Below are 24,759 nucleotides of genomic sequence, written 5' to 3' on the forward strand. Positions count from 1 at the left end.
TAGGCTACGTTTTTCGCCCTCTTCCAACTCATTACGACCATAAGTCGCTAAGCGTTCTTGAGCCTGGGCGGTTGACAAACCTTCGACAGATGAGTCCAAGTTCTTTAGGACTTCCTCAGAAGATTGCGTGTAAAACAAATCTTTATTTTGTTCTTTTGACAAAACAGTCTCCTCCTTTTTGGCCTCTTTTTACAAAAAAAGAGACCTGTTTTTTAAAAAAACAAGTCTCGCTGTTTAATATAGTGCCGGAAATAATTCGGAATGACGACACTATCGCGGGAAATCCGCCAGCTACTCCCTTGAGTGGTTTCATTATACCACAACTCGTAAAAAAATCAAGAAAAACTACTGATAAACTAGTCTTCCCATGTCAATTCTAAACGATAGGTCGCAAACTGTTGACTTCCGTCTGCCGTTAACAACTGATAAGACAAACCAAGCCTATTTTGCTCCAATCTATATTCCTGAGTATCAATCACAAACTGCTGCATGCCTAGGGGAGTTGGAATGAGCGCATGACCTTTCTCTGAAGCTATAAATTTCATGATGGATTTTGGCGTTGAAAAGCGCGTCATGGTCAATTCTTGATCATGAAATTTCAAAGCGACTTTTTCGCCTTCTTCGTTTACGTAAAGCAGATAGTGATAGCCACCTTTTTCCTTCCATTCCCCTTCGTAATATTGGTCCATCACTTCCACTTGATCATCAAATTGAATCTGATTTTGTATTCTAATCTTCAAAAGTTCCCATCCTTTCCCTCTTTCCTTTATTTTACCAAAAACTTCTTTCTTTTTCCTATTGCAACCATCTCTCGATACCAATTTAGGCCGTTTTCTGCTATAATAGAGGCATGAATGAAAAAGTATTTCGGGATCCTGTGCACAACTATATTCACGTGGATCACCCAGTCATTTACAAGCTCATTAATACGAAAGAATTTCAACGACTACGTCGCATCAAACAGTTAGGAACCTCTGGGTTTACCTTTCATGGGGGCGAGCATAGTCGTTTTTCGCACTGTCTAGGAGCCTATGAAATTGCTCGGCGCATCCTATCAATCTTTGATGAGAAATACACCGACCAATGGGACTCAAGCGAATCCCTTCTCACCATGGTTGCCGCCTTGCTCCATGATATCGGACACGGCGCTTATTCGCATACCTTTGAAGGGCTATTTGATACTGATCATGAAAAAATGACCCAGGAAATTATTACCTGTCCTGAAACAGAAATCTACCAGGTATTAATTCAAGTAGCACCAGACTTCCCTCAAAAGGTAGCCAGTGTTATCGACCACACCTACCCTAATAAACAGGTGGTGCAGTTAATCTCTAGTCAGATTGATGTCGATCGCATGGATTACCTTCTACGAGACGCCTACTTCACTGGTGCTTCTTACGGTAATTTTGATTTAACTCGTATATTGCGTGTTATCCGCCCAGTAGAAAATGGAATTGCTTTTCAGGTCAATGGGATGCATGCGGTTGAAGATTATGTTGTTTCTCGCTACCAAATGTATATGCAGGTCTACTTTCATCCAGCTACCAGAGCAATGGAAGTCCTATTGCAGAACCTGCTCAAGCGGGCACGTCATCTCTACCTTGCGCATAAAGAGTTCTTTCAAGCGACTTCTCCTCGACTGATTCCATTTTTTGAGCACCAAGTTAGCCTGGCCGATTACTTGGCTTTGGACGACGGCGTTATGAATACCTACTTTCAATCTTGGATGGAGAGTCCTGACTCTGTTCTCTCTGATTTGGCCCAGCGTTTTATCAATCGCAAGGTTTTCAAATCCATTCTCTTTCAAGATAAGGATGAAGAACAATTAGCTGCTCTCAAACAATTGATTCAAGAGGTCGGTTTCGATCCAACCTATTATACGGCTATTCATCGAAACTTTGACCTTCCTTACGACGTTTACCGACCAGATTCAGAAAAACCTCGTACTCAAATTGAGATCATCCAAAAGGATGGAAATTTAGCTGAGCTATCCCTTCTTTCTCCTATCGTTGCTTCCTTAGCCGGTAGCAGACAAGGGGATAACCGCTTCTATTTCCCAAAAGAAATGTTGCTTGAAAATAGCTTATTTACACCTCAACTACAATTTTTCCAGTCCTATATTGTTAACGATACCTTCACAGGAGAAAAAGATGAACATTAAACTTGTTGCACTTGATATCGATGGGACCCTTTTAACATCTGACGGCCAAGTAACTCGTGAAGTTTTCCAAGCCATCCAAGATGCCAAAGCTCAAGGGGTCCATGTTGTCTTAGCAACTGGTCGTCCTCGTTCTGGTGTCCTTCGATTGTTAGAAGAACTTCATTTGGATCAACCAGGTGACCTGGTCATCACCTTCAATGGAGGACTGATTCAAGACGCCCATACTGGCGAAACGCTCTATGAAGAACACCTCTCCTACAATGACTATTTAGACATTGAAGCGCTAGCTCGCAAATTAGCGGCTCCTATGCACGCTAGTACCAAGTCTGGCATTTATACAGCTAATCGTAACATTGGTACCTACACTGTCCATGAAGCCAAACTGGTCCACTCGGATCTTTTCTACCGCACTCCTAAAGAAATGGAGCATCATACGGTGCTCAAATGTATGTATGTCGATGAACCGGAAGTCTTAGAAAGAATCATCTCCTCTATACCAGATAGTTTTTACGACCGTTTTACGATTGTGCGTTCTGCACCTTTTTACCTTGAGATTTTGCCTAAGACAGTTGATAAGGGCCAGGCCCTCTTACACTTAGCGTCCAAGTTAAACCTAAGTCCAGACCAGGTGATGGCGGTCGGCGACCAAGAAAATGATCAGGCCATGCTAGAGGTTGCTGGTCTCCCAGTCGCGATGGACAATGCTAGTCCTGAATTAAAAAAGATTGCGAAAGTTGTTACGCGATCCAACGATGAGTCGGGTGTTGCTTACGCCCTTAGAAAGTGGGTACTCCATTAATGTATAGTTACAAAATCGGCATTACTGCCGAAGAACATGATGAATTCGTTAAAACTAGTCCCCAAACCAATTTGCTTCAGAGCTCCGATTGGGCAAAGATCAAAGACAACTGGGGCAATGAGCGCCTTGGCGTTTACCAAGATCACAAACTAGTCGCTGTCGCAAGTATTTTAATCCAGCCACTTCCACTTGGTTTTACCATGCTCTATATCCCACGTGGACCTATTATGGATTATCAAAACAGCGAATTAGTAGCCTTCATGCTCCAATCCATCAAAACATATGCTAAAAGCAAGCGTGCTGTCTTTGCCAAGTTTGATCCCTCTCTTTTCCTAAGAAAAGGATTAATCGGCCAAGAAACAAGTGATCAAGAAGCTACTTTGGCGATTATCCAATCCTTAAAAGAATGTGGAGTGGAATGGGTTGGACGGACAGAAGACATGGGAGAAACCATTCAACCACGTTTCCAGGCCAATATCTATAAGGAATACTTCACTGAGGACCAACTGTCCAAATCCACCAAGCAAGCCATTCGGACTGCTCGAAATAAAGGAGTTGAAGTCATCTTTGGAGGTACTGAACTCTTAGACGAATTTGCAGCTCTGATGAAAAAGACAGAAGCACGAAAAGGCATCCATCTTCGTGGAAGAGACTATTATGAGAAACTGCTAACAACCTATGCAGGACAATCTTATATCACTCTATCAAGAATTAACTTGGCTCAACGTCTTGCTTCACTCAAAGAACAGCTGGAAAAAAATCAAGCCGAAGCTAGTCGTTTTAACGAAAAAACAAAACCAGGCAAGATCGATAATAATCGTCAAGAAAAAGAACGCTTGGAAGAAGAAATCCAATTTCTCCTTCAAGAGCTAAAAGCAGGCCAAGAGATTGTTTCTCTTTCTGGAACCTTAACTCTTGAATTTGGAGGCACTTCAGAGAATGTCTATGCAGGAATGGATGAGAACTTCCGCCGCTATCAACCAGCTATTTTGACTTGGTATGAAACAGCTCAGCATGCCTTTGACCGTGGAGCTACTTGGCAAAATATGGGAGGAGTTGAGAACCAGTTAGATGGAGGACTCTACCACTTCAAGTCAAAATTTAATCCAATGATCGAAGAATTTGTTGGCGAATTCAACCTCCCAACTAGCATGCTTTATCCCCTTGTTAACAAGGCCTATCAGTTACGAAAAAAACTAAGAAATAAACAGTAAGGTGACCTATGACATTCAAGATTATTAGTAGGGAAGAATTTTACCAACACTCTCTTACTACTTCCAATCACTCTTTTTTACAGAGTATTGAAATGGCTGATTTGCTTCAAAAAAGAGGCGCAACCATTCACTATATTGGATGGGAAGAGCAAGGAACATTAGCTATCTCTGCCATTTTATACAGCCTACCTATGACGGGAGGCCTGCATTACGAAATCAATAGCGGGCCAATCGTTACGGATACTCATTACCTACCAGATTTTTACAAAGCATTGCAGGCTTATGTAAAAGAAAATGGTGGTATCGAATTCATTTTAAAACCCTATGACCACTATCAAGTTTTCGATAGCAATGGCAATCCGACTGAAGAAGAGCAAAAACAGCTTCTCCAATCATTACTGGATCTTGGCTATCAATTTGATGGCTTACAAGTGGGCTATCCTGGAGGAGAGCCTGTTTGGCATTATCTGAAGGACCTCACCGATTTTGATGCCAAATCTCTCCTAAAATCCTTCAACAAGAACTGTAGCCGGAATATTACGACTGCCCTCAACTATGATATTTCCATTCGAAATATTAGGAGAGAGGAAATCCCTCAGTTTAAACAAATTATTGAGGAAACTGGAAAACGTCAAGGCTTTGAAGACAAAAGCCTTGACTACTACTACGATCTCTATGATACCTTTGGAGACAAGGCAGAATTTCTCATTGCTGAAATCAATACAGCAGATGCACTCGCTTACTTAGACCAGAAGATTTCCTTGCTCAATCCTTCATCCAAACAATATGAGCAACAGCTGCAAAAATTAGAGAAACAAAAGACAATTGTCCGGGAGACCTTGGCGGACGAAACAGTTGAAACAGTACCCTTAGCCTGCGCCCTGATCATCTATAATCCATCAGAAGTGACCTATTTGTTTGGCGGTTCGTATACCAAATACCAGAAATTCTCTGCTGCCTTCTTGATTCAATACCATGCCATGAAGCGTGCACTAGAAAAAGGAATCACCTTATACAATTTCTTAGGCATTCAAGGGATTTTTGACGGCTCAGACGGCGTTCTTCGTTTCAAACAAAACTTCAACGGCTACATCGTCCGTAAGATGGGGACCTTCCGTTATTACCCAAGTCCTCTGAAATTTAAAGCCTTGTCCTTGATCAAACGAATCTTAGGACGCTCATAAAAAAACAAAAGCCAGCTTACTAGCTGGTTTTTTTAAGATAAAAAAAGACGAGAAATCTCTCGTCTTATATATTTTCGATTAGTTTACGAAGTTCAACAATGCCAAGAAGCTTTCTGGATCAAGTGATGCACCACCAACAAGAGCTCCATCAACGTCTGGACAAGCCATGTACTCAGCAACGTTTTCAGGTTTCACTGAACCACCGTATTGGACACGTACTTTGTCAGCTACTTCTTGACCGAAGTCAGCAGCTACAACGTCACGAACCACTTTACACATTTTTTGTGCATCGTCTTGTGATGCAGATTTACCAGTACCGATCGCCCAGATTGGCTCATAAGCGATAACAGATGCAGCTACTTGCTCAGGAGTCAAACCAGCCAAAGCAGCAGATACTTGAGCACCTACGAATTCAGCCGCTTTACCAGCTTCGTAAGTTTCAAGACTTTCACCACAACAGATGATTGGAAGCAAACCATTAGCAAAGATTGCTTTTGCTTTTTTGTTGATGTCTTCGTCTGTTTCGTGGAAGTAATCACGACGTTCTGAGTGACCGATCACAACATAGTCCGTACCGATTTCTTTCAAAACTTGTGGGCTAGTTTCACCAGTGAAGGCACCAGCGTTTTCAAAGTAGCAGTTTTGAGCAGCAACTTTAAGGTTTGAACCTTTAGCAGCAGCAAGAACAGTTGTCAAGTCAAGAGCAGGTGCAGCAATCCCAGCTTCAACAAGATCAGATGAAGGAAGTTTTGATGCTACCGCTTCAACGAATGCTTTAGCTTCTTCTGGGTTTTTGTTCATTTTCCAGTTACCAGCAATAAATGGTTTACGTGACATTTCACATACCTCGTTTTTCTAATTTTATACTAACTATTTTACCATAATTTTCGTGATAATGAAAGGTTGCACAAACTCTTTTACTTTATAAAACAATAAAAACCCCGTCTTCACGGGGTTTTCTGTCTGTCTATATAATTGTTAATCTGGGAACTAGATCGAATTAAGCTTCGATTTCAGTAACCATACCTGAACCAACAGTACGTCCACCTTCACGGATTGAGAATGTAGTACCTTGTTCAACGGCGATTGGGTGGATCAACTCAACGTCGATAGTCACGTTATCACCAGGCATTACCATTTCAGTTCCAGCTGGAAGTTCGATAGATCCAGTTACGTCAGTTGTACGGAAGTAGAACTGTGGACGGTAGTTGTTGAAGAATGGAGTATGACGTCCACCTTCTTCTTTAGTAAGGATGTAAACTTCACCTTTGAATTTAGTGTGTGGGTTGATTGAACCTGGTTTAGCGATAACTTGTCCACGTTCGATTTCATCACGTTGGATACCACGAAGAAGCACACCAACGTTGTCCCCTGCAAGACCTTCGTCAAGTTGTTTACGGAACATTTCAACACCAGTAACAACCGCTTTTTGGATTTCTTCTTTAATACCAACGATTTCGATTTCGTCGTTGACTTTAACGATACCACGGTCGATACGTCCTGATGCTACAGTACCACGTCCAGTGATTGAGAATACGTCTTCGACTGGAAGAAGCAATGGTTTGTCAGTATCGCGTTCTGGTTCTGGGATGTACTCATCAACAGTGTTCATCAAGTCCATGATGATGTCTTCGTATTTAGCATCACCTTCAAGAGCTTTAAGAGCTGAACCTTGAATAACTGGAAGGTCATCACCTGGGAAATCGTATTCTGAAAGAAGGTCACGGATTTCCATTTCAACCAATTCAAGCAATTCTTCATCGTCAACCAAGTCAACTTTGTTCATGAAGACGATCAAGTGTTTAACACCAACCTGACGTGAAAGAAGGATGTGCTCACGAGTTTGTGGCATTGGTCCGTCAGTTGAAGCTACTACAAGGATAGCTCCGTCCATTTGAGCGGCACCAGTGATCATGTTTTTAACGTAGTCCGCGTGTCCTGGAGCGTCGATGTGAGCGTAGTGACGTTTTTCAGTTTCGTACTCAACGTGCGCAGTGTTGATAGTGATACCGCGTTCGCGTTCTTCTGGAGCAGCATCGATAGACGCATAGTCTTTAGGTTGGTTAACTGATGAAGGCAAGCGACGTGCCAAAACAGTTGTGATAGCTGCAGTTAGGGTAGTTTTACCGTGGTCAACGTGTCCGATAGTACCAATGTTAACGTGTGGTTTACTACGATCGTATTTTTCTTTTGCCATTTGAGTAAAAGCCTCCAATAAAATATATTTTATAGATAGACAGTAGGCAATACAGTCTAACTTTCCTTACTATTTTATCAAATTTCGTCTAAATTGCAAGTGTTTTACTAGCTTTTTTTCTTATTTCTTTTTTCTTAAAGGAATTTATCCAAATGAAAGTTTGTGAAATCTCATTTCCACTTCTTTTTTGAAATAAACAGCTAGATATTTCATTCTTTGCGACCAATTTTCGAGTTTTTTCACAATCATTTTCACTATATTCCAGTAAAAAACCAATCCCTTTAATCGGGATTGGTTTTAAGGTTCACGATTAACCAGAATTACGCAATCCTGTTGCGACACCATTGATCGTGATATGAATCAACTTGTCCTGATCAGCAGGCAATTCGCCGCGTCTCTGGCGTTTAATTAATTCTAATTGAATATAGTTTAGAACATTAAAGTATGGCATACGATAATCTAAACTATCTTTTAGATAAGGGTTCTCAGCTAAGAGTTCATCATGACCTTCAATCTGTAAAATAACATCCTTAGTCAATTGCCACTCGTCCAGGATAATATTGAAGATGTCACGAACCTCCTCTTCCTCACAAAGCTTGGCGTATTCAAAAGCAATGTTCATATTGGCTTTTGAGAGCACCATGTCTACGTTTGAAAGAAGAGACTTGAAGAATGGCCATTTTTGGTACATATAACGCAAGGTTTCAATGTTTTCAGGATCTGCATCAATAAATTCTTTAAAACTAGAGCCTACACCGTACCAGCCAGGGAACATGACCCGGCTCTGTGACCATGAGAAGACCCAAGGAATAGCACGCAAGCCACCGATTTCTTTGATGGTCTTACGGGCTGCTGGACGGGAACCAATATTGAAACTAGAAATGGCCTTAATCGGACTGGATTCGAAGAAGTAATCATAGAAATGCTCATTGCCAAACACCAGTTCACGATAAATATCGTAGCTACGATTGACAATCTGGTCCATAATCTCATTGTACTGATCGGACATGCTCTTTTCACTCTTCTGCTTAGCAATCATCCGGTTAATCGTTGCAGATACCAACATTTCCAAGTTGTAATAAGCTGCATCCTTGTTCCCATATTTATTGCCAATAACCTCGCCTTGCTCCGTCAAACGAATGCGGTCATTAATGGATCTCAATGGTTGTGAGGTGATGGCTTCATAGGTTGGACCACCCCCACGACCAACCGTTCCCCCACGGCCATGGAAGAAGGTAATTTTGACACCAAACTCGTCGCCAATCGCTGTTAATTGTTGCTGGGCCTTATAAAGAGTCCAACAAGAAGATAGATAACCACCATCTTTGTTACTATCAGAATAACCAAGCATAATTTCTTGGTAGCTATTCTTAGAAGCAATCCAGCGTTTAGCAATTGGAAGTGATAGATACTTTCTCATTGTATCTTCAGATTGATCCAAGTCTTCGATCGTCTCAAAGAGGGGAACAATTTGCACACGTGCGCTTTCCTTGTCAATCAGTCCCACTTCTTTCAACATAATAGCCAACTCAAGCATATCCGATACACTGGTTGCATGAGAAATAATGGTTTGGCGAATAACATCTTCTCCTAAGCGGTCTTTTAATTCACGCGCTGTTTGGAAAATAGCTAATTCTTTTTCAAGTAATTCTGATTTTTCTGCATGGGTAGCAGATAAAATACGAGGATCTTCTAACAACTCTTGTAAAAGCAACTCGCACTTTTCGTCTTCTGACAAATCACTGTAATGGTCATTGATTCCAGCTTCTTTGAGAAGTTCCGCAACACAAGCTTCATGGACACTCGAATCTTGACGCATATCGATCGAAGCCAAGAAGAATCCAAAGACTTCTACTGCTTCTAATAACTCAGCAAACTCCCCTGAGATTAAAGCTTCTGCCTTATTTTCAATCAATGACTCTTGAATAAGGGTCAAATCCTGTTTAAATTCTTCAACTGTTTCGTAATAAGGAGGGCGATCTTCTGCCAACTCTTGGATGGCACCACTGATTCGGGTACCGATATAATCGGAAACCACTCCTTGTTGATGGGTGTGAGCACCAAGAAGACGTTCGACCGGATGACGGTCATCTACTGTTGAGCCAACGACAGACCATTCCTTGATATTCAACAAGGTTTGGACCAACTTGGATTGAATATAATGGAAGGCCCGACGGTAGGGCTCCTTCTCTCTAAAGACAGATGTATCACTGGAACGGGCTGCCATCTCTTCAACCGCTTGACTGGTTTTTGAAAGGTTGGTAGAGAGGGAGAAGTTCCGATAAAGACTAGAGATTTTCTGAATATAATAGTTCAGAACGACTTCACTTTGAATCGTAGCTGATCGCTTCAAGGTCTCTGCGGTTACAAAAGGATTCCCATCCCGGTCTCCACCGATCCACATTCCCATCGTAATCGGTTTGGGTTGTTGCAACTCAATCCCTTGCTCCTTGGCAAGACGTTTGTATTCCAACATTAAGTTAGGAACAGCCTGAAGGAAGGAACTATTATAGTATTCCATGACGTTGGTAATCTCATTGGTTACCTTGAGTTTCTTTTCACGGATCATATCGGTTTGCATCATAATTTCGATATTACGACGCAAATTGTTGTACCATTTGGTTTCGTTCATCAAGCCAGCTTTTACATCTCGATGTTGGCGTAAAAGACTGTGAATGTGAGTGGTTAAGTCCAACATGGTTTTCCGTTGCACTTGGGTCGGATGAGCGGTCAGTACCGGTACTACATTGAGGTGCTCCAAGATTTCCTGTGCATTTTCAGTCTCAGCCACCTGGCGAATGGTGGACGACAGCTTTCCAAGATAGTCCTGTCCCACATTATTTTGATGATTGATTTCAAAAGCCAAATCGACGTCTTCAGAGATATTAATCAACAAGGGAAGAATGGCAAAGTAGCGAGAAATCACAGTCATCTCTTCATTTGATAGCTCTTTGACAATTTGATCCAATTTTAAATAATCTTTTGAAACAGATAGTTTTTTCAATTCAAGAATCTTATCAAAGGTTTCTGGACTCACCAAATTTTTAGCAATATCTTCTAAAATAGTGGTTAAAATCTCAGCTTCTTCTTTGATAATCTCTTTGTTGGTATAGCTCTCTAGTTTTTGTAAAGTCATGATAACTCCTTTCTTTACTCACTCCGATTTAGTAATAGCTCTGAATTTTCTGAGGCTTCTCGTAAGAAGGGGCCTCTTGAGTAGCTAGGGCGCGCTTTTCACTCGCATCAATATTCAAGACAAGAGCAATCGCAATGGATAAGACCCACAAACTATTTCCTCCTTGTGAAAGGAAGGGGAAGGTGACCCCTGTCGAAGGAATCAGCCCAGAAATCCCACCAATGTTGATGAAGGTTTGGGTCAGGAGCATCCCTCCTATACCAATCGCCATCATTGAATTAAATGGATCTCTTGCCCGAATCCCGACAAGAATAATGCGTAAAATTAAGAAGAACAACAAGGCTAAGATGAGACTAGCTCCCACAAAACCAAGTTCTTCAATAACGATTGAAAAGACAAAGTCTGTATGAGCTTCTGGCAAGTACCCTTGCTTTTCAATCGAATTTCCAAGCCCCAAGCCAAACCAGCCCCCATTACTCATGGCGTAATAAGAATTGGCTAGTTGGTGTCCCGAATCTGATAAATCATTAAAGGGGTTGTAAAAAGCACTGAATCGTTTCGCTACATATCCAAAAACAGGGATTTTAGAGAAACGCTCTACCCCGATAAGCTGAATAGAATAAAGAAGAACGGTTGAACCTCCTACTAGGATAGCTAATAGGCTTGAAAACCAGCGGTAAGCTATCCCACTTGCACTAATCATAATTAAGGTTGTCAGTGCAAGAATGGTCGCATTTCCTAAGTCTGGCATGATGACCACAATAGCAATCAGGAAGAGCACCATCCAACGCCAATCCGACAAATCTCGAGGAAGCCATTGATTGTGGGTTAACGCTTGGTAATCATATCGTTGAATTTCTTCTTGCTTTTTAGAGAAGACCAAGGCCAAGTACCAGACGATGATAATCTTCAAATACTCAGCTGGCTGAATAGAGAAACCTCCAAAACTCAACCATCCATGCGCACCATTCACCGTATCTGTGATGAAACGCGATAGCAAAAGAAGGATCGTCTCAGCTATAATGAAAATTCCGATGAAGCCCTTTTTCTTAAGGACATTTAATTTCACCTTATAGGTAATCAGAATAGTGATCAAACTTAGAACAAAAAAGATCCCCTGGCTTCTGATCATCCCGAAAGGACTAAGCCCTTTTTGGATGGCTAAGGCACTCGTTGTCGAGTAGACTACTATCAATCCCAATACTGACAAAAGGAGGTAAGGGATCAGGATCGAATAGTTTAAAAAATGACGTTTTTCTAATTTCATGTAACACCCATACTTCTAATTTTCAAATTTCATTATATCACCTTTCAATAGTAAAAAAAAGGAAAGACCAAATAAGATTCGGTTTTCACTTTCAAAAGATGATCAAACAAACCAGTCTGACTCTTATTTCTACTCCAACTATTGTGAGGAAGCAAAGAAAATCGATCCTCTGATTCACTATCATATCATCTTGTTTTTCCTGTTTTCAGGCCCTTTGTTTTGCCTTTTTCCATCTTTTACGGTAAAATGATTCTGTATGAGAAAAAGGATTAAACCAATTGTCCTCTTTGTCTTTTTCGCAAGTATCTTTTCCTTTTTGATAATTTCTAAAACAGTAGCAGATATCCAAAGGAATCAACTTGCTAGAAACAAGACCCTACAAGAGGCAAAGAAAACCAATCAAACAAAAATCCCATCTTCCTCTTCTTCTGACTCAGTTGAAGAATTAGATCAAGAATTTTTGAATCGACCAATTATTGATATCTCTGGTTGGCAATTGCCAAGCGAGATTGATTATGATCTCTTAGCACAGAATGTTTCTGGAGTCATTGTTCGAGTTCATAGTGGCGCTCAAGCTAAAAAAGAAAATGCTGCGACTTATTTAAATGGAATTGACAAATCATACGAAACTCATATTAAAGAGTTTCAAAAACGAAATATTCCAGTTGCGGTATATGCTTACGTAGCTGCCAAGGACAAAAAAGAAATGGAAAAGGAAGCAGAAGAGTTCTATCAGGCGTCCAAAAAATACAAACCAACCTATTATTGGTTGGATGTAGAAGAAAAAACGATGAATGATATGAACGCTGGAGTGGAAGCTTTCCGTGCCAAGCTAGAATCATTGGGAGCCAAAAATATCGGAATCTATATTGGGACCTATTTCATGGAAGAACATAGTATCTCCACTGATAAATTTACCGCCCTCTGGATTCCAACTTATGGCTATGATGACGGCTACTACAATGCAGCCCCATCTACCGATGACGAGTATGATCTTCATCAGTACACCTCTCAGGGGCAATTGAATGGCTTCACCCACTACTTGGACTTGAACCAGATTGCGCCTACACAAGATCAAGAAAAGATCTACCGAAAACTATTTACAGTCGAAAAAAATTAAAAGAGGCAACTGCCTCTTTTTCTCTTGAACGGAAACTCAAAGAGTATGATATAATGTTAGGAAATTAAGAGAAAGAGAAGAGTGAGATGGCAAAAAAACAAAAAGTAAAAAAAACATTGGTTGAACAAATCTTGCAAAAAGCAAAAATCGACCATGCAGGATTACAAATCAATGCCCTTGAGGGAATCATTCCAGAAGGGATTACGACTGATCAAATCTATAAGACACTGGCTCTAACAGGTGATAAAACTGGTCCCGTCATTGGGATTGTTCCCATCTCAGCCCACTTGTCAGAAAAAAAATTGGCCAAACTATCTGGCAATAAAAAAGTTAGTATGATTCCACAAAAAGACTTGGAAAAGACGACAGGCTATGTCCACGGGGCCAATAATCCTGTTGGCATTCGACAAAAACACAACTACCCTATTTTTATTGACCAGTCAGCCCTGGAACTCGATCAGATGATTGTCTCTGCAGGTGAAGTTGGTCACAGTATTCAAATCAAGGCGCAGGATTTAGCTGATTTTGTCAAGGCTAGCTTCGAGGACTTAGTTGAGTAAAGGATAAAACTAATATGAAATTATATTTTGTCCGTCACGGACGTACTGAGTGGAATGAAGAGGGGCGTATCCAAGGGGCAAATGGTGACTCTCCGCTTTTAGAATCTTCCATCCAACAGTTAAAAGCCTTGGGCCAGCATTTATCTCAAACATACTTTGATGCAGCTTATTCAAGTGACCTGCCTAGAGCTGTCCATACCGCTCAAATCATTCTCGAGCAAAATCAACATCCTATCTCCCTCCAAGAGACTCCTGCTCTACGGGAATGGCGGCTTGGTAGGTTAGAAGGTAGAAAAATTGTGGAGTTGAAGGCTCTCTATCCGGAGGAAATGAAGGCCTTTCGTCATAATTTAGCTGAGTTTCACCACGATATTTTCGGAGCAGAATCCGTTGAAGAAACCACTCAACGGACCGGAAATTTTATCAAAAGTTTAAAAGACAAGTCTGGCGAGGCCATTCTAATCGTTGGCCATGGGGCTAATTTAACCGCTTCTATTCGGAGCCTACTTGGCTATAAAACAGAGGAACTCCGTAAAAACGGTGGCCTCAACAATGCTAGTGTGACCATTTTGACAACAGATGATTTTGAGCACTTTTACTTAGAAACTTGGAATGATACCTCTTATTTGGAGACTAAAAAACACTGATTGCAAGATAATTGTTTTAGAATAGAGGCAAAGTTCACTTAGAAACTTTCCTTAGGTGAATGCGGACGTCAGCGAACTTCGAAGAAGTTCCATGACTTAGTTTTGGACCTAAGGTTCCAAAACTCCCGAGTTCCTGAAACAATTTAGTTTCAGGAACTTTTCTCACTGCGGAAAGTTTTTAATCTTCTTAAATAACAAAGAAATAAAAGATATTTTTTGAAAATCATCTAGTTGTCTTATGTAAAACAATAGTCTGTATACATTCAAAAACACTGATCTTGCGATCAGTGTTTTCTTTTAGCTTATTTCATAGTTGGGAAGAGCAATACGTCACGGATAGTAGTTGTATCAGTAAGGAGCATGCAGAGACGGTCGATACCGATTCCCAATCCTCCTGTTGGTGGCATACCATATTCAAGAGCTTCAACGTAGTCGTAGTCAATACCAGTTGCTTCGTCGTCTCCCAATTCTTTGGCACGTGCCTGCGCTTCGAACCGTTCCAATTGGTCGATTGGATCGTTCAATTCTGTAAAGGCATTAGCATATTCCTTGGTCATGATGAAGAGCTCAAAACGGTCCGTGAAACGAGGATCCTCGTCATTCTTCTTAGCCAATGGTGATACAGCTACAGGGTGTCCATAGACAAAGGTTGGTTGTGTCAAGGTTTCTTCCACATATTCTTCGAAGAAGGCATTGATAATATGCCCCACTTCAGTGTAGTGTTTTTCAACTGGCACATGTTTTTCTTTAGCAAGGGCTACTGCTTCTTCAAAGCTCATTTCCTTCCAGAAGTCAACACCAGCAATTTCCTTGATCGCATCCACCATGTGGACACGCTTGAATGGTTCATTGATCTTGATTTCAGTTCCTTGGTAGTTAACAGGACCATCCCCATGAATAGCTTTCGCAGCGTGTTGGATAATCCCTTCCGTCAAGTCCATAATATCTTGGTAGTCAGCATAGGCTTGGTAGACTTCGATGGAGGTGAATTCAGGGTTATGAGTAGCATCCATTCCTTCGTTACGGAAGATACGGCCAATCTCATAAACGCGTTCCATCCCACCAACGATCAAACGTTTCAAGTGAAGCTCGGTCGCGATACGAAGTACCATGTCAATGTTTTGGGCATTGTGATGAGTGATAAACGGACGGGCAGATGCTCCACCAGCTTCATTGTGAAGGACAGGCGTTTCTACTTCAAGGAAGCCTTGACCATCCAAGTAACGACGGATTTCTGAAATGATTTTCGAACGGGTTACAAAGCGGTTAAAGCTTTCACGGTTAGAAATCAAATCCAAGTAACGTTTGCGGTAGATGGTTTCCACATCTGAAAGTCCGTGGAATTTTTCAGGCAAGGGACGAAGGGCTTTAGACAAGTGTGTGATGTGAGTAGCTTTGATGGAAAGCTCACCCATGTCAGTCCGCATCACTTCTCCTTCTACCCCAAGGAAATCTCCAAGGTCAGCCTTTTTGAAAATTTCATAATTTTCTTCACCGACCGCATCTTTCCGAACGTAAATTTGGATTTGACCTTCACGGTCTTGAAGGTGGGCAAAACCAACCTTCCCTTTCCCACGTTTGGTTACAAGACGACCCGCAATAATGGCCGTTTCGTTCAAGTCATGAAGTTGTTCTTTATCTAATTCTGAATATTTTTCTTTCAATTGACCAGAATCTGCAGTTCGTTCGAATCGCTTTCCAAATGGGTCGATTCCTTGTTCACGAAGAGCCGCCATCTTTTCACGACGGACAATCTGCTGGTCATTTAATTCTTCCATATGTTCAGTAGTCATTTGGAACCTCCTAAGTTATTCTCCCCTATTTTATCATATTTGACGGGGAAATACACTATTCTTGAGCAGGAAAAATGAAAAAAGGAATGGAAGGAAAGGGTTCCTTCTCCCTTTTCCATCACATTCCATTCATTCATAATCAAATTTCACTTCATCCGAGTCAACTATATAGGTCATTCATCCTTATTCATAGCGAAGAGCTTCAATCGGATCGAGTTTTGATGCCTTGCTTGCTGGTAAGATACCAAAGACAATTCCGACACAAGCTGAAAAGATGATACTTCCGATAGCCACTGACATGGAGACGACTGGTGGTCCTTCTAGAGCACCTGCGGCAGCTGTGGCGATGAGGGCATTGACACCATAGGCCAATCCCAGACCGAGAATTCCTCCCATCATGGTCAAGACCATGGATTCGATGAGGAATTGAATCAAGATTTTTCCACGAGTAGCTCCAAGAGCTTTTCTCAGACCGATTTCACGTGTCCGCTCAGTCACAGATACCAACATGATATTCATGACCCCAATCCCACCAACGAGAAGGGAGATTCCTGCAATCGCTCCTATGACTGTTGTCATAATACCGAGCATTTGATTGGTCTGCTCCAAGATACTATCCATGTTAAAGATTTGGAACTCTCCTTGGCGAACTCCCGATAACTCGGTTAATTTTTTCGCCGCTTCGATCCCAGTTGGTTTAATCTGTTTGACATCCGGGATATGCACCACAATAGTAGAAATTTCTTCTGTTCCAAATTCTGAAGCTACTTGGGTATTGGCCATCAAGGCACTTCCTCCAGAAGAAACCCCGTATAATGCAGATCCAGCATTTGGGTCCTTGAAGATCCCTACCACCCGATAGTTGTTGTCTCCGACTGCAACCACTTGGTTGAGGGCACTTTCCGTCCCAAATAAGGTCGAAGCTAAGCCTTCATCCAACATGATGACCCGTGAGAAACTCTGATAATCTGAAGGATTCAGTTTTCTTCCTGAAACCAATTCAAATTTTCTTACTGAGAAATAAGTATCATTGACCCCCATGATATTTACCCCTTCAGATTTTTTCTTCTGATAGGAGATAGTGGCATTAGCCGTATTACCAACATAGTAGCCATCAATGCCAGGAATCTTGGTCAATTCCTTGACCCATTCTTCTTGAACGACGGGTGGTGTTTCAAGGATTGGGTTGTCAACGTCCTCGCTACTTTCCTCTCCATAGCCAGCTGGCGGTGACATTCCTTGGTCTTCTTCACTGGCAACACCGCCTTCGCCACCACCTTCTGCGCCTCCTTCTTCTGAGACAGGTTCTGGTCCAAGATTAAAACCAGTCATGTAGCCACTCTTTCGGGCGGAATAGGAAATCTGAACATATTGTTGATCCTTGGTAAAGGTCTTAGTCACTCCCGCTTTCATCCCATCTCCGAGAGCCATGATGACAACGACTGAGGCAACCCCGATGATAATCCCTACCATGGTTAAGAACGATCTCATTTTATGTCCCATAATGGAACTAATAGCGAATTTCCAGTTCTGCATCAGGCCCTCCTTTCGTTGCGGCTATCCGAAGAAATCACTCCATCTCGAATGACAATCTGACGTTTGGCATAGGCAGCAATCTCCGTTTCATGGGTCACCATGATAATGGTTTTGCCTTCTTGATTGAGGGCTGTCAAAAGCTCCATAATCTGATCGCCGGTCTTGGAGTCAAGAGCTCCTGTTGGTTCATCCGCTAAGATAATAGAAGGATGATTGACCAAAGCACGCGCGATGGCCACCCGTTGTTTTTGCCCTCCAGACAATTCCGAAGGAAGGTGGTGCATCCGCGTATCTAGCTCAACTTTCTTTAAAAATTGTTCAGCTAATTCTTTTCTTTTAGAAGGATTTACTCCTGCATAAATCAAGGGAAGCTCGACATTTTGAAAAGCATTGAGTTTCGATAGGAGAAAGAATTGTTGGAAGACAAAGCCTATTTGTTCATTGCGAACCTGGGCTAATTTCTTCTCACTAAGATTTCCTACTTCTTCCCCCTCTAGCCTGTACTCACCGCTGGTCGGACGATCCAGAAGACCGATGATATTCATTAGGGTAGATTTCCCAGAACCGGAAGGTCCCATAATAGCTAGAAATTCCCCTTCTTCCACATCTAAATGGATATCCTTTAATACCTGTAGGGTTTGATCGCCATTTTGATAACTTTTATTGATGTTTTTCAGCTCAATCAATTTTGTCATATTTTCCGACCTCTTTCCCATCTTCCAAATCGCCAGAAGGGTTGATGATCACTTGCGCATCTTTCTTCAAACCAGATAAGACTTCTTGATTTTCTGCATCTGCATTTCCTAAGGTAACATTGACTTTTTTAGCCTTGCCAGCTTCAATCGTCCAAACATAGCTTTGATCGCCGTCTGAAAAGACACTTGTCACAGGAACTAAAGGATGGATGGTTGAACTTTTTACTTCAATATTGACAGAGAAACCTTGTTTCAAATCACCAATCTCACTGGTAATATCTACCGTAAACGGATATTTAGCTCCCCCTGTTCCTTGTCCAGAACCTGCGGCATTTGCACCAGCCTGACCAGCATCTGTCGGATAGTTGGCAACGTAGCTAATCTTTCCAGTCCATTTTTTTCCAGGATAGACCTTAGAGGTTAAGGTCACTTCTTGACCAACTGAAATGTTGGCTAGATTGTATTCAGACAACTCACCTTTTACTTGAAGGTTACCGTTGCTGACGATATGAACCAGGGTTTGGTTGGTTCCGGTTGTTGATTTGGAAACGTCTTTATTGACTTCTACAACCGTTCCATCTGTACTACTTTTTACGGTTGTAGCATCCAACAAGGCCTTGGCTTTTTCCATATTGGCTACTGCATCTGCACGAGCATCGCGCAAATCACCCACTTGTGTATCCAAGGAGCGTTGGGCTTGAGAGGCCGAACTACTATCTGCTTCCTCATCCCCTGTTGTATCAATGGTCACTCCATTGGTCAAGAGATCGTTCAATTGACGATCTGCCTTATTGACCGCACGTACCGCCGCGTCATAGGCAGATTGCGCTTCTGTACTACTATATTGAACAATAGCTTGGCCAGCGGTTACTTGATCCCCGACATTCACTAGGATGGATTGCAAATCTCCTTTGGTTCCGTCAAAGTAAATATATTGTTCTTGATTGGCTGTGACCTTACCTGTCAATAGAACAGAGGAAGCAATCGAACCTTCTTTCACGGTTTGTACCATAGGTGTCATATCGACCATTTCTTCAGGGCCACTACTTGATTTTCCAAAAGCAAGCCAGCTCCCCATTCCTACAACTGCTATTGCAGCACCTGTCGCTGTAATAATTTGCCATTTTTTAAATTTCTTCATTTCTTTCCTCCAGTATTCGAAAGCGTTTCAATTTATAAGTTTAGTATATCATATTTCCTCATTTTTCAATTCAGAATCATCTGTTTTGCACGTTTTTTTTGCTATCTTGTTTTCTCCTCCTATTCAACGATGGCAATTTCTTGATTTTTGTAACCTTTGTTGTTACAATGAAAGTGTAAATCAACAAAGGAGTACTAACCATGAAAGAATTTGATATTATCTCCATTGGTGGAGGTAGCGGAGGGATTGCCACCATGAACCGAGCTGGAGAACATGGAGCCCGAGCTGCTGTTATTGAAGAAAAACAACTAGGTGGGACCTGTGTCAACAAAGGATGTGTCCCTAAAAAAATTATGTGGTATGGCGCCCAAATTGCTGAAGCCATTCGTGATTACGGTCCAGATTATGGGTTTACTTCTGAACAGACCAATTTTGATTTTGCGACCTTAAGAAAAAATCGCGAAGCTTATATTGATCGGGCTCGTTCTTCTTATGATGGTAGTTTTAAACGAAATGGTGTGGAGTATATCCAAGGTCGCGCACGCTTTGTCGACCCTCATACAGTTGAAGTCAACGGGGAAACCATCAAGGCTAAACACATTGTGATCGCTACAGGGGCTCATGCTTACATCCCAGATCTAGCTGGAGCAGATCTAGGAGAAACCTCTGACGATGTCTTTGCTTGGGAAGAACTACCAAAATCAGTTGCCATTATTGGCGCTGGCTACATTGCGGTAGAACTAGCCGGTGTCCTCCATGCCCTTGGTGTTAAGACAGACCTCTTCGTTCGAGGGGATCGTCCTTTAAGAAAGTTTGATTCTTACATTGTCGATGGCTTAATGGAAGAGATGGATAAACAAGGATTGCCTCTCCATGCTCACAAGGTTCCTGTTCAACTCACGAAGGAAGAAAATGGTCAAATCCGAGTCTATTTCGAAGACCAAACATCTTTTGTCGCTGATCATGTCATCTGGGCAACAGGGCGCAAACCAAACGTCCAAGACCTCAATCTAGAAGCTGCAGGCGTCACCTTAAATGAAAAAGGATTCATTGCAGTAGATGAATACCAGAATACGGTTGTTCCTGGCATCTATGCTCTTGGAGATGTCACGGGCGAAAAAGAATTAACTCCTGTCGCTATCAAGGCAGGGCGTACCCTATCCGAACGTCTCTTTAATGGAAAAACCGATGCTAAAATGGACTACGCAACCATTCCTACCGTTGTCTTTTCTCATCCAGCGATTGGTACAGTCGGTCTCACTCAAGAAGAAGCCGAAAAACAATATGGAAAAGACGCTATCAAGGTCTATACTTCAAGTTTCGCCTCTATGTATTCAGCTGTGACCCAGCATCGTCAGTTGGCTAAATTTAAACTCATCACTGTAGGACCGGATGAAACCGTTGTCGGTCTCCATGGTCTTGGGTATGGGGTAGATGAAATGATCCAAGGATTTGCTGTTGCTATCAAGATGGGAGCCACAAAAACTGATTTCGATGCGACAGTCGCTATTCATCCAACTGGATCCGAAGAATTCGTTACTATGCGCTAATATTAGAAAAGGTTTGTTCGACAAACCTTTTTCTTCTGTTTTTATTTTAATGGATCATCATTGGAGCTACCATAGTCTAATCTTTCATTTTAACTTTCTTTCCTTACATTTTTGTAAGATAACAATGTTTGATAAGATAACCATCAGATTCACTAATAGATTTCAACATCCATATAAAAGAGCCCGAAGATACGCTTCAGGCTCTGTTTATTTAAGGCAAGATAGCAATGGCACGGACAGGTGAACCAGTTGCCTTGTCCCAGTGAGGGAAGGCAATTGAAATCAAGGCACCTACGGCTGGCACTTGATCCAAGTGGTTCAAGACTTCTACTTGGTAAATATTTTGCTCCAAAAGGTAGTATTCATTGACCAAGCCGTGTTCTGCTGCTGGAATACCAGCATCTGTGTCAAAGGTTTCATGGCCCACAGCCTTAACATGGCGTTCATGAATCAAGAATTCCAAAGCTTCACGGCTCCATCCTGGACTTTGTTGAACCCCATTTTCATCGAGGTTACGCATAGCATCTTGATCTGGCCAACGTTTTGACCAATCACTACGGAAGGCAACAAAAGCTCCTTCTACAATTTGTCCATGTTCAGCTTCAAAATCTAAGATATCTTGTTTGCTCAAGATAAAGTTTGGATTCGCAGCAACTTCTTTAGACTTGTCGATAACATAGAGTGGCAAGAGGAGATCTTTAAGGTCAATCTCATCCAACCAACGGCCCCCTTCTACAAAGTGAATTGGTGCATCAATATGCGTTCCGTATTGACCAACCACTGTAAATTTTTGAACATGGAAACCGTCTTTTAATGTGAAAAGGTCTTCTTGTTGCAAGGCAGGAAGAGCTGGGAAGTGTGGGCTTTCTGCATTGATTTGGTGACTCAAGTCCACCCATTTTTTAGTTTGCAATTCTTTATAAATACTTAGTAAATCTGACATATGGATTCCTTTCCTATAAGTGCTACATGGCATAAATGAATAAGGTTATTATAACAGTCCATCCCATCATCCACAATGATTTGCGTTAATCTTGTTTTCTTGAATGGGATATAGTTTCAAACTATAATTATAGAAAGCATCAAAAAAGAGGCTGGGACAAAAGTCCTAGCCTATCAATTGTATTTGGATTATCGAGCAAGACGCAGTGGTTGAGTGGGCTCTACCACGCTGATTTCATCAGCTTTTACAGCCCTACTCAACTGTGCGGAGGTGGAACGACGAAATCGAATTCTAACGAATTACCGATTTCTGTCCCACTCTCTTTCTTACTCATCCTATTACTGTTTAAATGCATCTAGCAAAACTTGGAATTCTTCGTTGGTCAAAGTGATCCCCTTGCCCATCTTCGTATGGTCAGGGCTCCAAGTTCGGATATCATACTTGGCAGGTGCTCCATTAAAGCTAACCCGGTTTAACTCCTTGGTCCATCCTTTTTCATTTTCAGATAAGACCAAGAGTTGTTCTTCAATTTCAAAACTAAAATCTGCCATTTAATACTCCTTTCAATGTCTTTCACCTTAATAATTCGTAAAAAATTTTACAAAATGAATGAAATTTTCTATAATATATTGTATCAACTTATGGAGAATTATGCTATGAAAAGATTTCTTGAGCTTCTCAAGGACCGAGCCAATGAATTTTTCAACGATAAAACCTCTCTACCAGCTCCTTTAGAGGATGGTAAAACGATTCAGATTATTGAACTGGCCCTTCGAAAAAAACAAGGAGTCCATGTCATCTTCCAAAATAAGAGTTTTACAGGCGATATCGTTAAATATGATCAGGAACGAAAACAACTTATTGTCAAGAATTTTAAAAAGAGTATGTCAACCATCATTCGAATTTCTGACATTCAAAAGATTAGTCTCGTTCCACATACGATTCGAATCGCACAACAAAAAACACCGTAAACTTCCAAGCTCGGGAAGCATGCGGTGTTTTTTTTTTTACGTTTTATGCACGAACTGTTTGGCTGGTTCCATCCTCTTTATAGAGGTTGATCAAGCCTTCTTTAAGAGCACGGATCATATCACCTGGTTCAACTGGAGTTGACATATGAATGGTCAATAACTCCATCGGATTTGGAGCCCGATCAATTTTATTGCCCTTGGCATCATGCAAATCTTCAATGACTGTTTCAAAATGACGGAACCCAGGTCCGTAAAATTCTACTTGGTCTCCTTCATTGATGACATTCCGTTGTCGAATGGTCGCAATTTGCTTGTCCGCATCATAGGCTACCACTTCTCCGACAAACTTGTACTCTGGAATCTTCCGACGAGCCCCAAACAGTTGCTCGTTTTCAGATGGTGTTCCGTAATAGAATCCTGTAGCCAACTCACGTTGGGCTACCTTCCACATTTCATCAATCAAGTCTTGCTTAATCGCTTCAAACTTTTCAGGACTTTCCAAATAAGCATCAACAGCTGCCTTGTAGCAGTTCGTTACGGTAGAGACATAGTGAATGGACTTCATCCGACCTTCAATCTTGAGACTGTCCACTCCATTTTCAATCATATCAGGGATATGGTCAATCATCGACATATCCACTGCTGACATCGAGAATTCTTCAGGGATTTCCCCTTTGAGACTCTTACGTTCTTGGCCAAATGGCATATCATAGAGATCATACTTCCAACGACAAGATTGGGAACATCCGCCACGGTTGGCATCCCGCATACTCATATGATTGGACAAGGTACAACGGCCAGAGTAGGAGATACACATTGCTCCGTGAACAAAGGCTTCAATTTCAACGTCCGTCCGCTTACGAATTTCAGCTAGTTCTTCCATCGAAACTTCCCGAGCCAAAACGACCCGTGTCAAGCCCAAGTCTTTCCAAAACTCGAGAGTTTCATAGTTGGTGGCACTAGCTTGAGTAGAGAGGTGAATTTCCAAGCCAGGCGCTTCTGTCGCTGCGATGGTAATCAAGGCAGGGTCTGAAACAATGACCGCTGCGATTCCGATATCCCGTAAGCGACGGAACCATTCACCAGCTCCAACTTCATTTCCTTCATGCATGACCATATTGGCTGCAACATAGACCTTGGCACCATACTTGGCCGCAAATTGGACACCTTCTTCCATTTGCTCGAAAGTGAAGTTCCCTGCACGGCTACGAAGCCCATAAGCCTGTCCACCAATAAAGACGGCATCCGCACCATAGCGCACAGCAACCTTTAGTTTTTCAAGTGTTCCCGCAGGTGATAGAACCTCAGGACGTTTCAATTGTTTTGTCATCATATCTCCTAGTATATTACAAGTATATTAGTTAGATTATCAATCTTGTCTATTTTATAGCAAATTCAGTTGAAAGGCAATGGTTTGGGAATTGTTTTGACAATTCTCATTCTTTACCATCACCAAAAAGGAAGGCCCGCACTCCTGGCAGGCTTTTCTCCTTTATTTAACCATGTCTGGATCGTAATCATAAAATCCAGTGTCAAGGAAACGATTCTTAGGATGCAATTGGTGAATCTGCTCATCCAATAAGAATGCTTGATCAGATGTGAAGGTCCCAGCTTCTAGAAGCTCTCGTGCTTTCACAAAACACTTGGCAATTTCCACAAAGTTTTGACCAGGTGTATAAATCCCCTCTAACTTCCAGTGGGTAAAATCATGCTCGACTAACTCAGAGAGTTTGGTCATCAAATCCAGGTCATTATTGGCAAAAATATGAGTTCCATGCTTGTCCTCAAAGATAGAATAGTGGCTTTCTGGATCTCCTGGTTCTGCCAAAAAGAGATCTCGCTCTC

Annotated in this window: 23 protein-coding genes; 9 read left to right on the forward strand and 14 right to left on the reverse strand. The window is 41.7% G+C overall.

Going from position 1 to position 24,759, the window contains the following annotated elements:
* Both ACLOR3_RS07705 and ACLOR3_RS07710 read right to left on the reverse strand, forming a co-directional pair.
* On the reverse strand, positions 1-162 hold a 162-nt coding region (locus ACLOR3_RS07705; protein WP_412037134.1), incomplete at its 3' end, for a cation-transporting P-type ATPase.
* A gap of 194 nt (positions 163-356) precedes the next feature.
* Entirely contained in the window at positions 357-740 is a 384-nt protein-coding gene (locus tag ACLOR3_RS07710) for a YwiB family protein (protein WP_154857710.1), read from the reverse strand.
* A gap of 110 nt (positions 741-850) precedes the next feature.
* Between ACLOR3_RS07710 and ACLOR3_RS07715 the strand changes: the two genes are divergently transcribed.
* The 4 genes from ACLOR3_RS07715 to ACLOR3_RS07730 are packed head-to-tail and all read left to right on the forward strand — an operon-like array spanning position 851 to position 5,358.
* Complete coding sequence (locus ACLOR3_RS07715) at positions 851-2,161, forward strand: HD domain-containing protein (protein WP_287515851.1); 1,311 nt, start codon at positions 851-853, stop codon at positions 2,159-2,161.
* Positions 2,151-2,960, forward strand: coding sequence for a sugar-phosphatase (gene yidA / locus ACLOR3_RS07720; protein ID WP_411399918.1), 810 nt, complete (start codon positions 2,151-2,153; stop codon positions 2,958-2,960). The genes ACLOR3_RS07715 and yidA overlap by 11 nt, the downstream gene beginning before the upstream one ends.
* Complete coding sequence (locus ACLOR3_RS07725) at positions 2,960-4,174, forward strand: aminoacyltransferase (RefSeq protein ID WP_411399919.1); 1,215 nt, start codon at positions 2,960-2,962, stop codon at positions 4,172-4,174. Before yidA ends, ACLOR3_RS07725 begins: the two co-directional genes overlap by 1 nt.
* Positions 4,175-4,182: 8 nt before the next feature.
* Complete coding sequence (locus tag ACLOR3_RS07730) at positions 4,183-5,358, forward strand: aminoacyltransferase (protein WP_411399920.1); 1,176 nt, start codon at positions 4,183-4,185, stop codon at positions 5,356-5,358.
* Positions 5,359-5,436: 78 nt separating this feature from the next.
* On the opposite strand, the gene tpiA is transcribed toward ACLOR3_RS07730, so the two are convergent.
* The 4 genes from tpiA to ftsW form a co-directional block, all read right to left on the reverse strand.
* Positions 5,437-6,195 (reverse strand): triose-phosphate isomerase, encoded by a 759-nt coding sequence (gene tpiA / locus ACLOR3_RS07735; protein ID WP_006595928.1) that lies wholly within the window; start codon positions 6,193-6,195, stop codon positions 5,437-5,439.
* Between the two features lie 163 nt (positions 6,196-6,358).
* Positions 6,359-7,555: an elongation factor Tu gene (tuf, locus tag ACLOR3_RS07740; RefSeq protein WP_006595927.1), complete on the reverse strand. Its 1,197-nt coding sequence runs from the start codon at positions 7,553-7,555 to the stop codon at positions 6,359-6,361.
* A 310-nt stretch (positions 7,556-7,865) separates the two neighbouring features.
* Positions 7,866-10,691 carry a phosphoenolpyruvate carboxylase gene (gene ppc, locus ACLOR3_RS07745; protein WP_411399921.1) on the reverse strand — a complete coding sequence of 942 codons (2,826 nt, stop codon included), beginning with the start codon at positions 10,689-10,691 and terminating at the stop codon, positions 7,866-7,868.
* Positions 10,692-10,719: 28 nt separating this feature from the next.
* Positions 10,720-11,958 (reverse strand): cell division peptidoglycan polymerase FtsW, encoded by a 1,239-nt coding sequence (gene ftsW, locus ACLOR3_RS07750; protein WP_061564188.1) that lies wholly within the window; start codon positions 11,956-11,958, stop codon positions 10,720-10,722.
* Between the two features lie 256 nt (positions 11,959-12,214).
* On the opposite strand from ftsW, the gene ACLOR3_RS07755 reads away from it, so the two are divergent.
* The 3 genes from ACLOR3_RS07755 (at position 12,215) to ACLOR3_RS07765 (ending at position 14,285) form a co-directional block, all read left to right on the forward strand.
* Positions 12,215-13,078, forward strand: coding sequence for a GH25 family lysozyme (locus tag ACLOR3_RS07755; RefSeq protein ID WP_129821895.1), 864 nt, complete (start codon positions 12,215-12,217; stop codon positions 13,076-13,078).
* Positions 13,079-13,164: 86 nt separating this feature from the next.
* Positions 13,165-13,638 (forward strand): aminoacyl-tRNA deacylase, encoded by a 474-nt coding sequence (locus ACLOR3_RS07760; RefSeq protein WP_411399922.1) that lies wholly within the window; start codon positions 13,165-13,167, stop codon positions 13,636-13,638.
* Positions 13,639-13,652: 14 nt separating this feature from the next.
* Complete coding sequence (locus tag ACLOR3_RS07765; protein ID WP_287516464.1) at positions 13,653-14,285, forward strand: histidine phosphatase family protein; 633 nt, start codon at positions 13,653-13,655, stop codon at positions 14,283-14,285.
* A 302-nt stretch (positions 14,286-14,587) separates the two neighbouring features.
* Here ACLOR3_RS07765 and lysS read toward each other — a convergent pair whose 3' ends face one another.
* The 4 genes from lysS to ACLOR3_RS07785 form a co-directional block, all read right to left on the reverse strand.
* Entirely contained in the window at positions 14,588-16,078 is a 1,491-nt protein-coding gene (lysS, locus tag ACLOR3_RS07770; protein ID WP_048717380.1) for a lysine--tRNA ligase, read from the reverse strand.
* A 183-nt stretch (positions 16,079-16,261) separates the two neighbouring features.
* Positions 16,262-17,614: an ABC transporter permease gene (locus ACLOR3_RS07775; protein WP_129821891.1), complete on the reverse strand. Its 1,353-nt coding sequence runs from the start codon at positions 17,612-17,614 to the stop codon at positions 16,262-16,264.
* The gene (locus ACLOR3_RS07780) at positions 17,614-18,309 is read right to left on the reverse strand and encodes an ABC transporter ATP-binding protein (RefSeq protein ID WP_006595919.1); all 696 of its coding nucleotides are present in this window, start codon (positions 18,307-18,309) and stop codon (positions 17,614-17,616) included. Before ACLOR3_RS07780 ends, ACLOR3_RS07775 begins: the two co-directional genes overlap by 1 nt.
* Positions 18,293-19,450, reverse strand: a complete 1,158-nt coding sequence (locus tag ACLOR3_RS07785) for an efflux RND transporter periplasmic adaptor subunit (RefSeq protein WP_411399923.1) — start codon at positions 19,448-19,450, stop codon at positions 18,293-18,295. Before ACLOR3_RS07785 ends, ACLOR3_RS07780 begins: the two co-directional genes overlap by 17 nt.
* A gap of 200 nt (positions 19,451-19,650) precedes the next feature.
* Between ACLOR3_RS07785 and gorA the strand changes: the two genes are divergently transcribed.
* Entirely contained in the window at positions 19,651-21,000 is a 1,350-nt protein-coding gene (gene gorA, locus ACLOR3_RS07790; protein ID WP_411399924.1) for a glutathione-disulfide reductase, read from the forward strand.
* A 211-nt stretch (positions 21,001-21,211) separates the two neighbouring features.
* Here the strand turns inward: gorA and ACLOR3_RS07795 are convergent, their stop codons facing one another.
* Positions 21,212-21,943: a cyclase family protein gene (locus tag ACLOR3_RS07795; protein ID WP_411399925.1), complete on the reverse strand. Its 732-nt coding sequence runs from the start codon at positions 21,941-21,943 to the stop codon at positions 21,212-21,214.
* Between the two features lie 338 nt (positions 21,944-22,281).
* The gene (locus ACLOR3_RS07800; RefSeq protein ID WP_006597402.1) at positions 22,282-22,494 is read right to left on the reverse strand and encodes a YdbC family protein; all 213 of its coding nucleotides are present in this window, start codon (positions 22,492-22,494) and stop codon (positions 22,282-22,284) included.
* A 90-nt stretch (positions 22,495-22,584) separates the two neighbouring features.
* Here ACLOR3_RS07800 and ACLOR3_RS07805 point away from each other — a divergent pair, with 90 nt between their 5' ends.
* Positions 22,585-22,914: a hypothetical protein gene (locus ACLOR3_RS07805; RefSeq protein WP_048717455.1), complete on the forward strand. Its 330-nt coding sequence runs from the start codon at positions 22,585-22,587 to the stop codon at positions 22,912-22,914.
* Positions 22,915-22,957: 43 nt separating this feature from the next.
* On the opposite strand, the gene ACLOR3_RS07810 is transcribed toward ACLOR3_RS07805, so the two are convergent.
* Positions 22,958-24,244 (reverse strand): peptidase U32 family protein, encoded by a 1,287-nt coding sequence (locus ACLOR3_RS07810; protein ID WP_048717389.1) that lies wholly within the window; start codon positions 24,242-24,244, stop codon positions 22,958-22,960.
* Between the two features lie 162 nt (positions 24,245-24,406).
* Positions 24,407-24,759, reverse strand: a 353-nt coding sequence (locus tag ACLOR3_RS07815) for a U32 family peptidase (RefSeq protein WP_412037119.1), incomplete at its 5' end; no start/stop codon positions are given.

Source organism: Streptococcus intestinihominis (assembly GCF_046824975.1).
Taxonomy (GTDB): domain Bacteria; phylum Bacillota; class Bacilli; order Lactobacillales; family Streptococcaceae; genus Streptococcus.

Bases quoted from the DNA above. Each gene is read 5' to 3' on its own strand.
- ACLOR3_RS07715 (WP_287515851.1), top strand. From the start codon at position 851: ATGAATGAAAAAGTATTTCGGGATCCTGTGCACAACTATATTCACGTG.
- yidA (WP_411399918.1), top strand. From the start codon at position 2,151: ATGAACATTAAACTTGTTGCACTTGATATCGATGGGACCCTTTTAACA.
- ACLOR3_RS07725 (WP_411399919.1), top strand. From the start codon at position 2,960: ATGTATAGTTACAAAATCGGCATTACTGCCGAAGAACATGATGAATTC.
- ACLOR3_RS07730 (WP_411399920.1), top strand. From the start codon at position 4,183: ATGACATTCAAGATTATTAGTAGGGAAGAATTTTACCAACACTCTCTT.
- tpiA (WP_006595928.1), bottom strand. From the start codon at position 6,195: ATGTCACGTAAACCATTTATTGCTGGTAACTGGAAAATGAACAAAAAC.
- tuf (WP_006595927.1), bottom strand. From the start codon at position 7,555: ATGGCAAAAGAAAAATACGATCGTAGTAAACCACACGTTAACATTGGT.
- ppc (WP_411399921.1), bottom strand. From the start codon at position 10,691: ATGACTTTACAAAAACTAGAGAGCTATACCAACAAAGAGATTATCAAA.
- ftsW (WP_061564188.1), bottom strand. From the start codon at position 11,958: ATGAAATTAGAAAAACGTCATTTTTTAAACTATTCGATCCTGATCCCT.
- ACLOR3_RS07755 (WP_129821895.1), top strand. From the start codon at position 12,215: ATGAGAAAAAGGATTAAACCAATTGTCCTCTTTGTCTTTTTCGCAAGT.
- ACLOR3_RS07760 (WP_411399922.1), top strand. From the start codon at position 13,165: ATGGCAAAAAAACAAAAAGTAAAAAAAACATTGGTTGAACAAATCTTG.
- ACLOR3_RS07765 (WP_287516464.1), top strand. From the start codon at position 13,653: ATGAAATTATATTTTGTCCGTCACGGACGTACTGAGTGGAATGAAGAG.
- lysS (WP_048717380.1), bottom strand. From the start codon at position 16,078: ATGACTACTGAACATATGGAAGAATTAAATGACCAGCAGATTGTCCGT.
- ACLOR3_RS07775 (WP_129821891.1), bottom strand. From the start codon at position 17,614: ATGCAGAACTGGAAATTCGCTATTAGTTCCATTATGGGACATAAAATG.
- ACLOR3_RS07780 (WP_006595919.1), bottom strand. From the start codon at position 18,309: ATGACAAAATTGATTGAGCTGAAAAACATCAATAAAAGTTATCAAAAT.
- ACLOR3_RS07785 (WP_411399923.1), bottom strand. From the start codon at position 19,450: ATGAAGAAATTTAAAAAATGGCAAATTATTACAGCGACAGGTGCTGCA.
- gorA (WP_411399924.1), top strand. From the start codon at position 19,651: ATGAAAGAATTTGATATTATCTCCATTGGTGGAGGTAGCGGAGGGATT.
- ACLOR3_RS07795 (WP_411399925.1), bottom strand. From the start codon at position 21,943: ATGTCAGATTTACTAAGTATTTATAAAGAATTGCAAACTAAAAAATGG.
- ACLOR3_RS07800 (WP_006597402.1), bottom strand. From the start codon at position 22,494: ATGGCAGATTTTAGTTTTGAAATTGAAGAACAACTCTTGGTCTTATCT.
- ACLOR3_RS07805 (WP_048717455.1), top strand. From the start codon at position 22,585: ATGGAGAATTATGCTATGAAAAGATTTCTTGAGCTTCTCAAGGACCGA.
- ACLOR3_RS07810 (WP_048717389.1), bottom strand. From the start codon at position 24,244: ATGACAAAACAATTGAAACGTCCTGAGGTTCTATCACCTGCGGGAACA.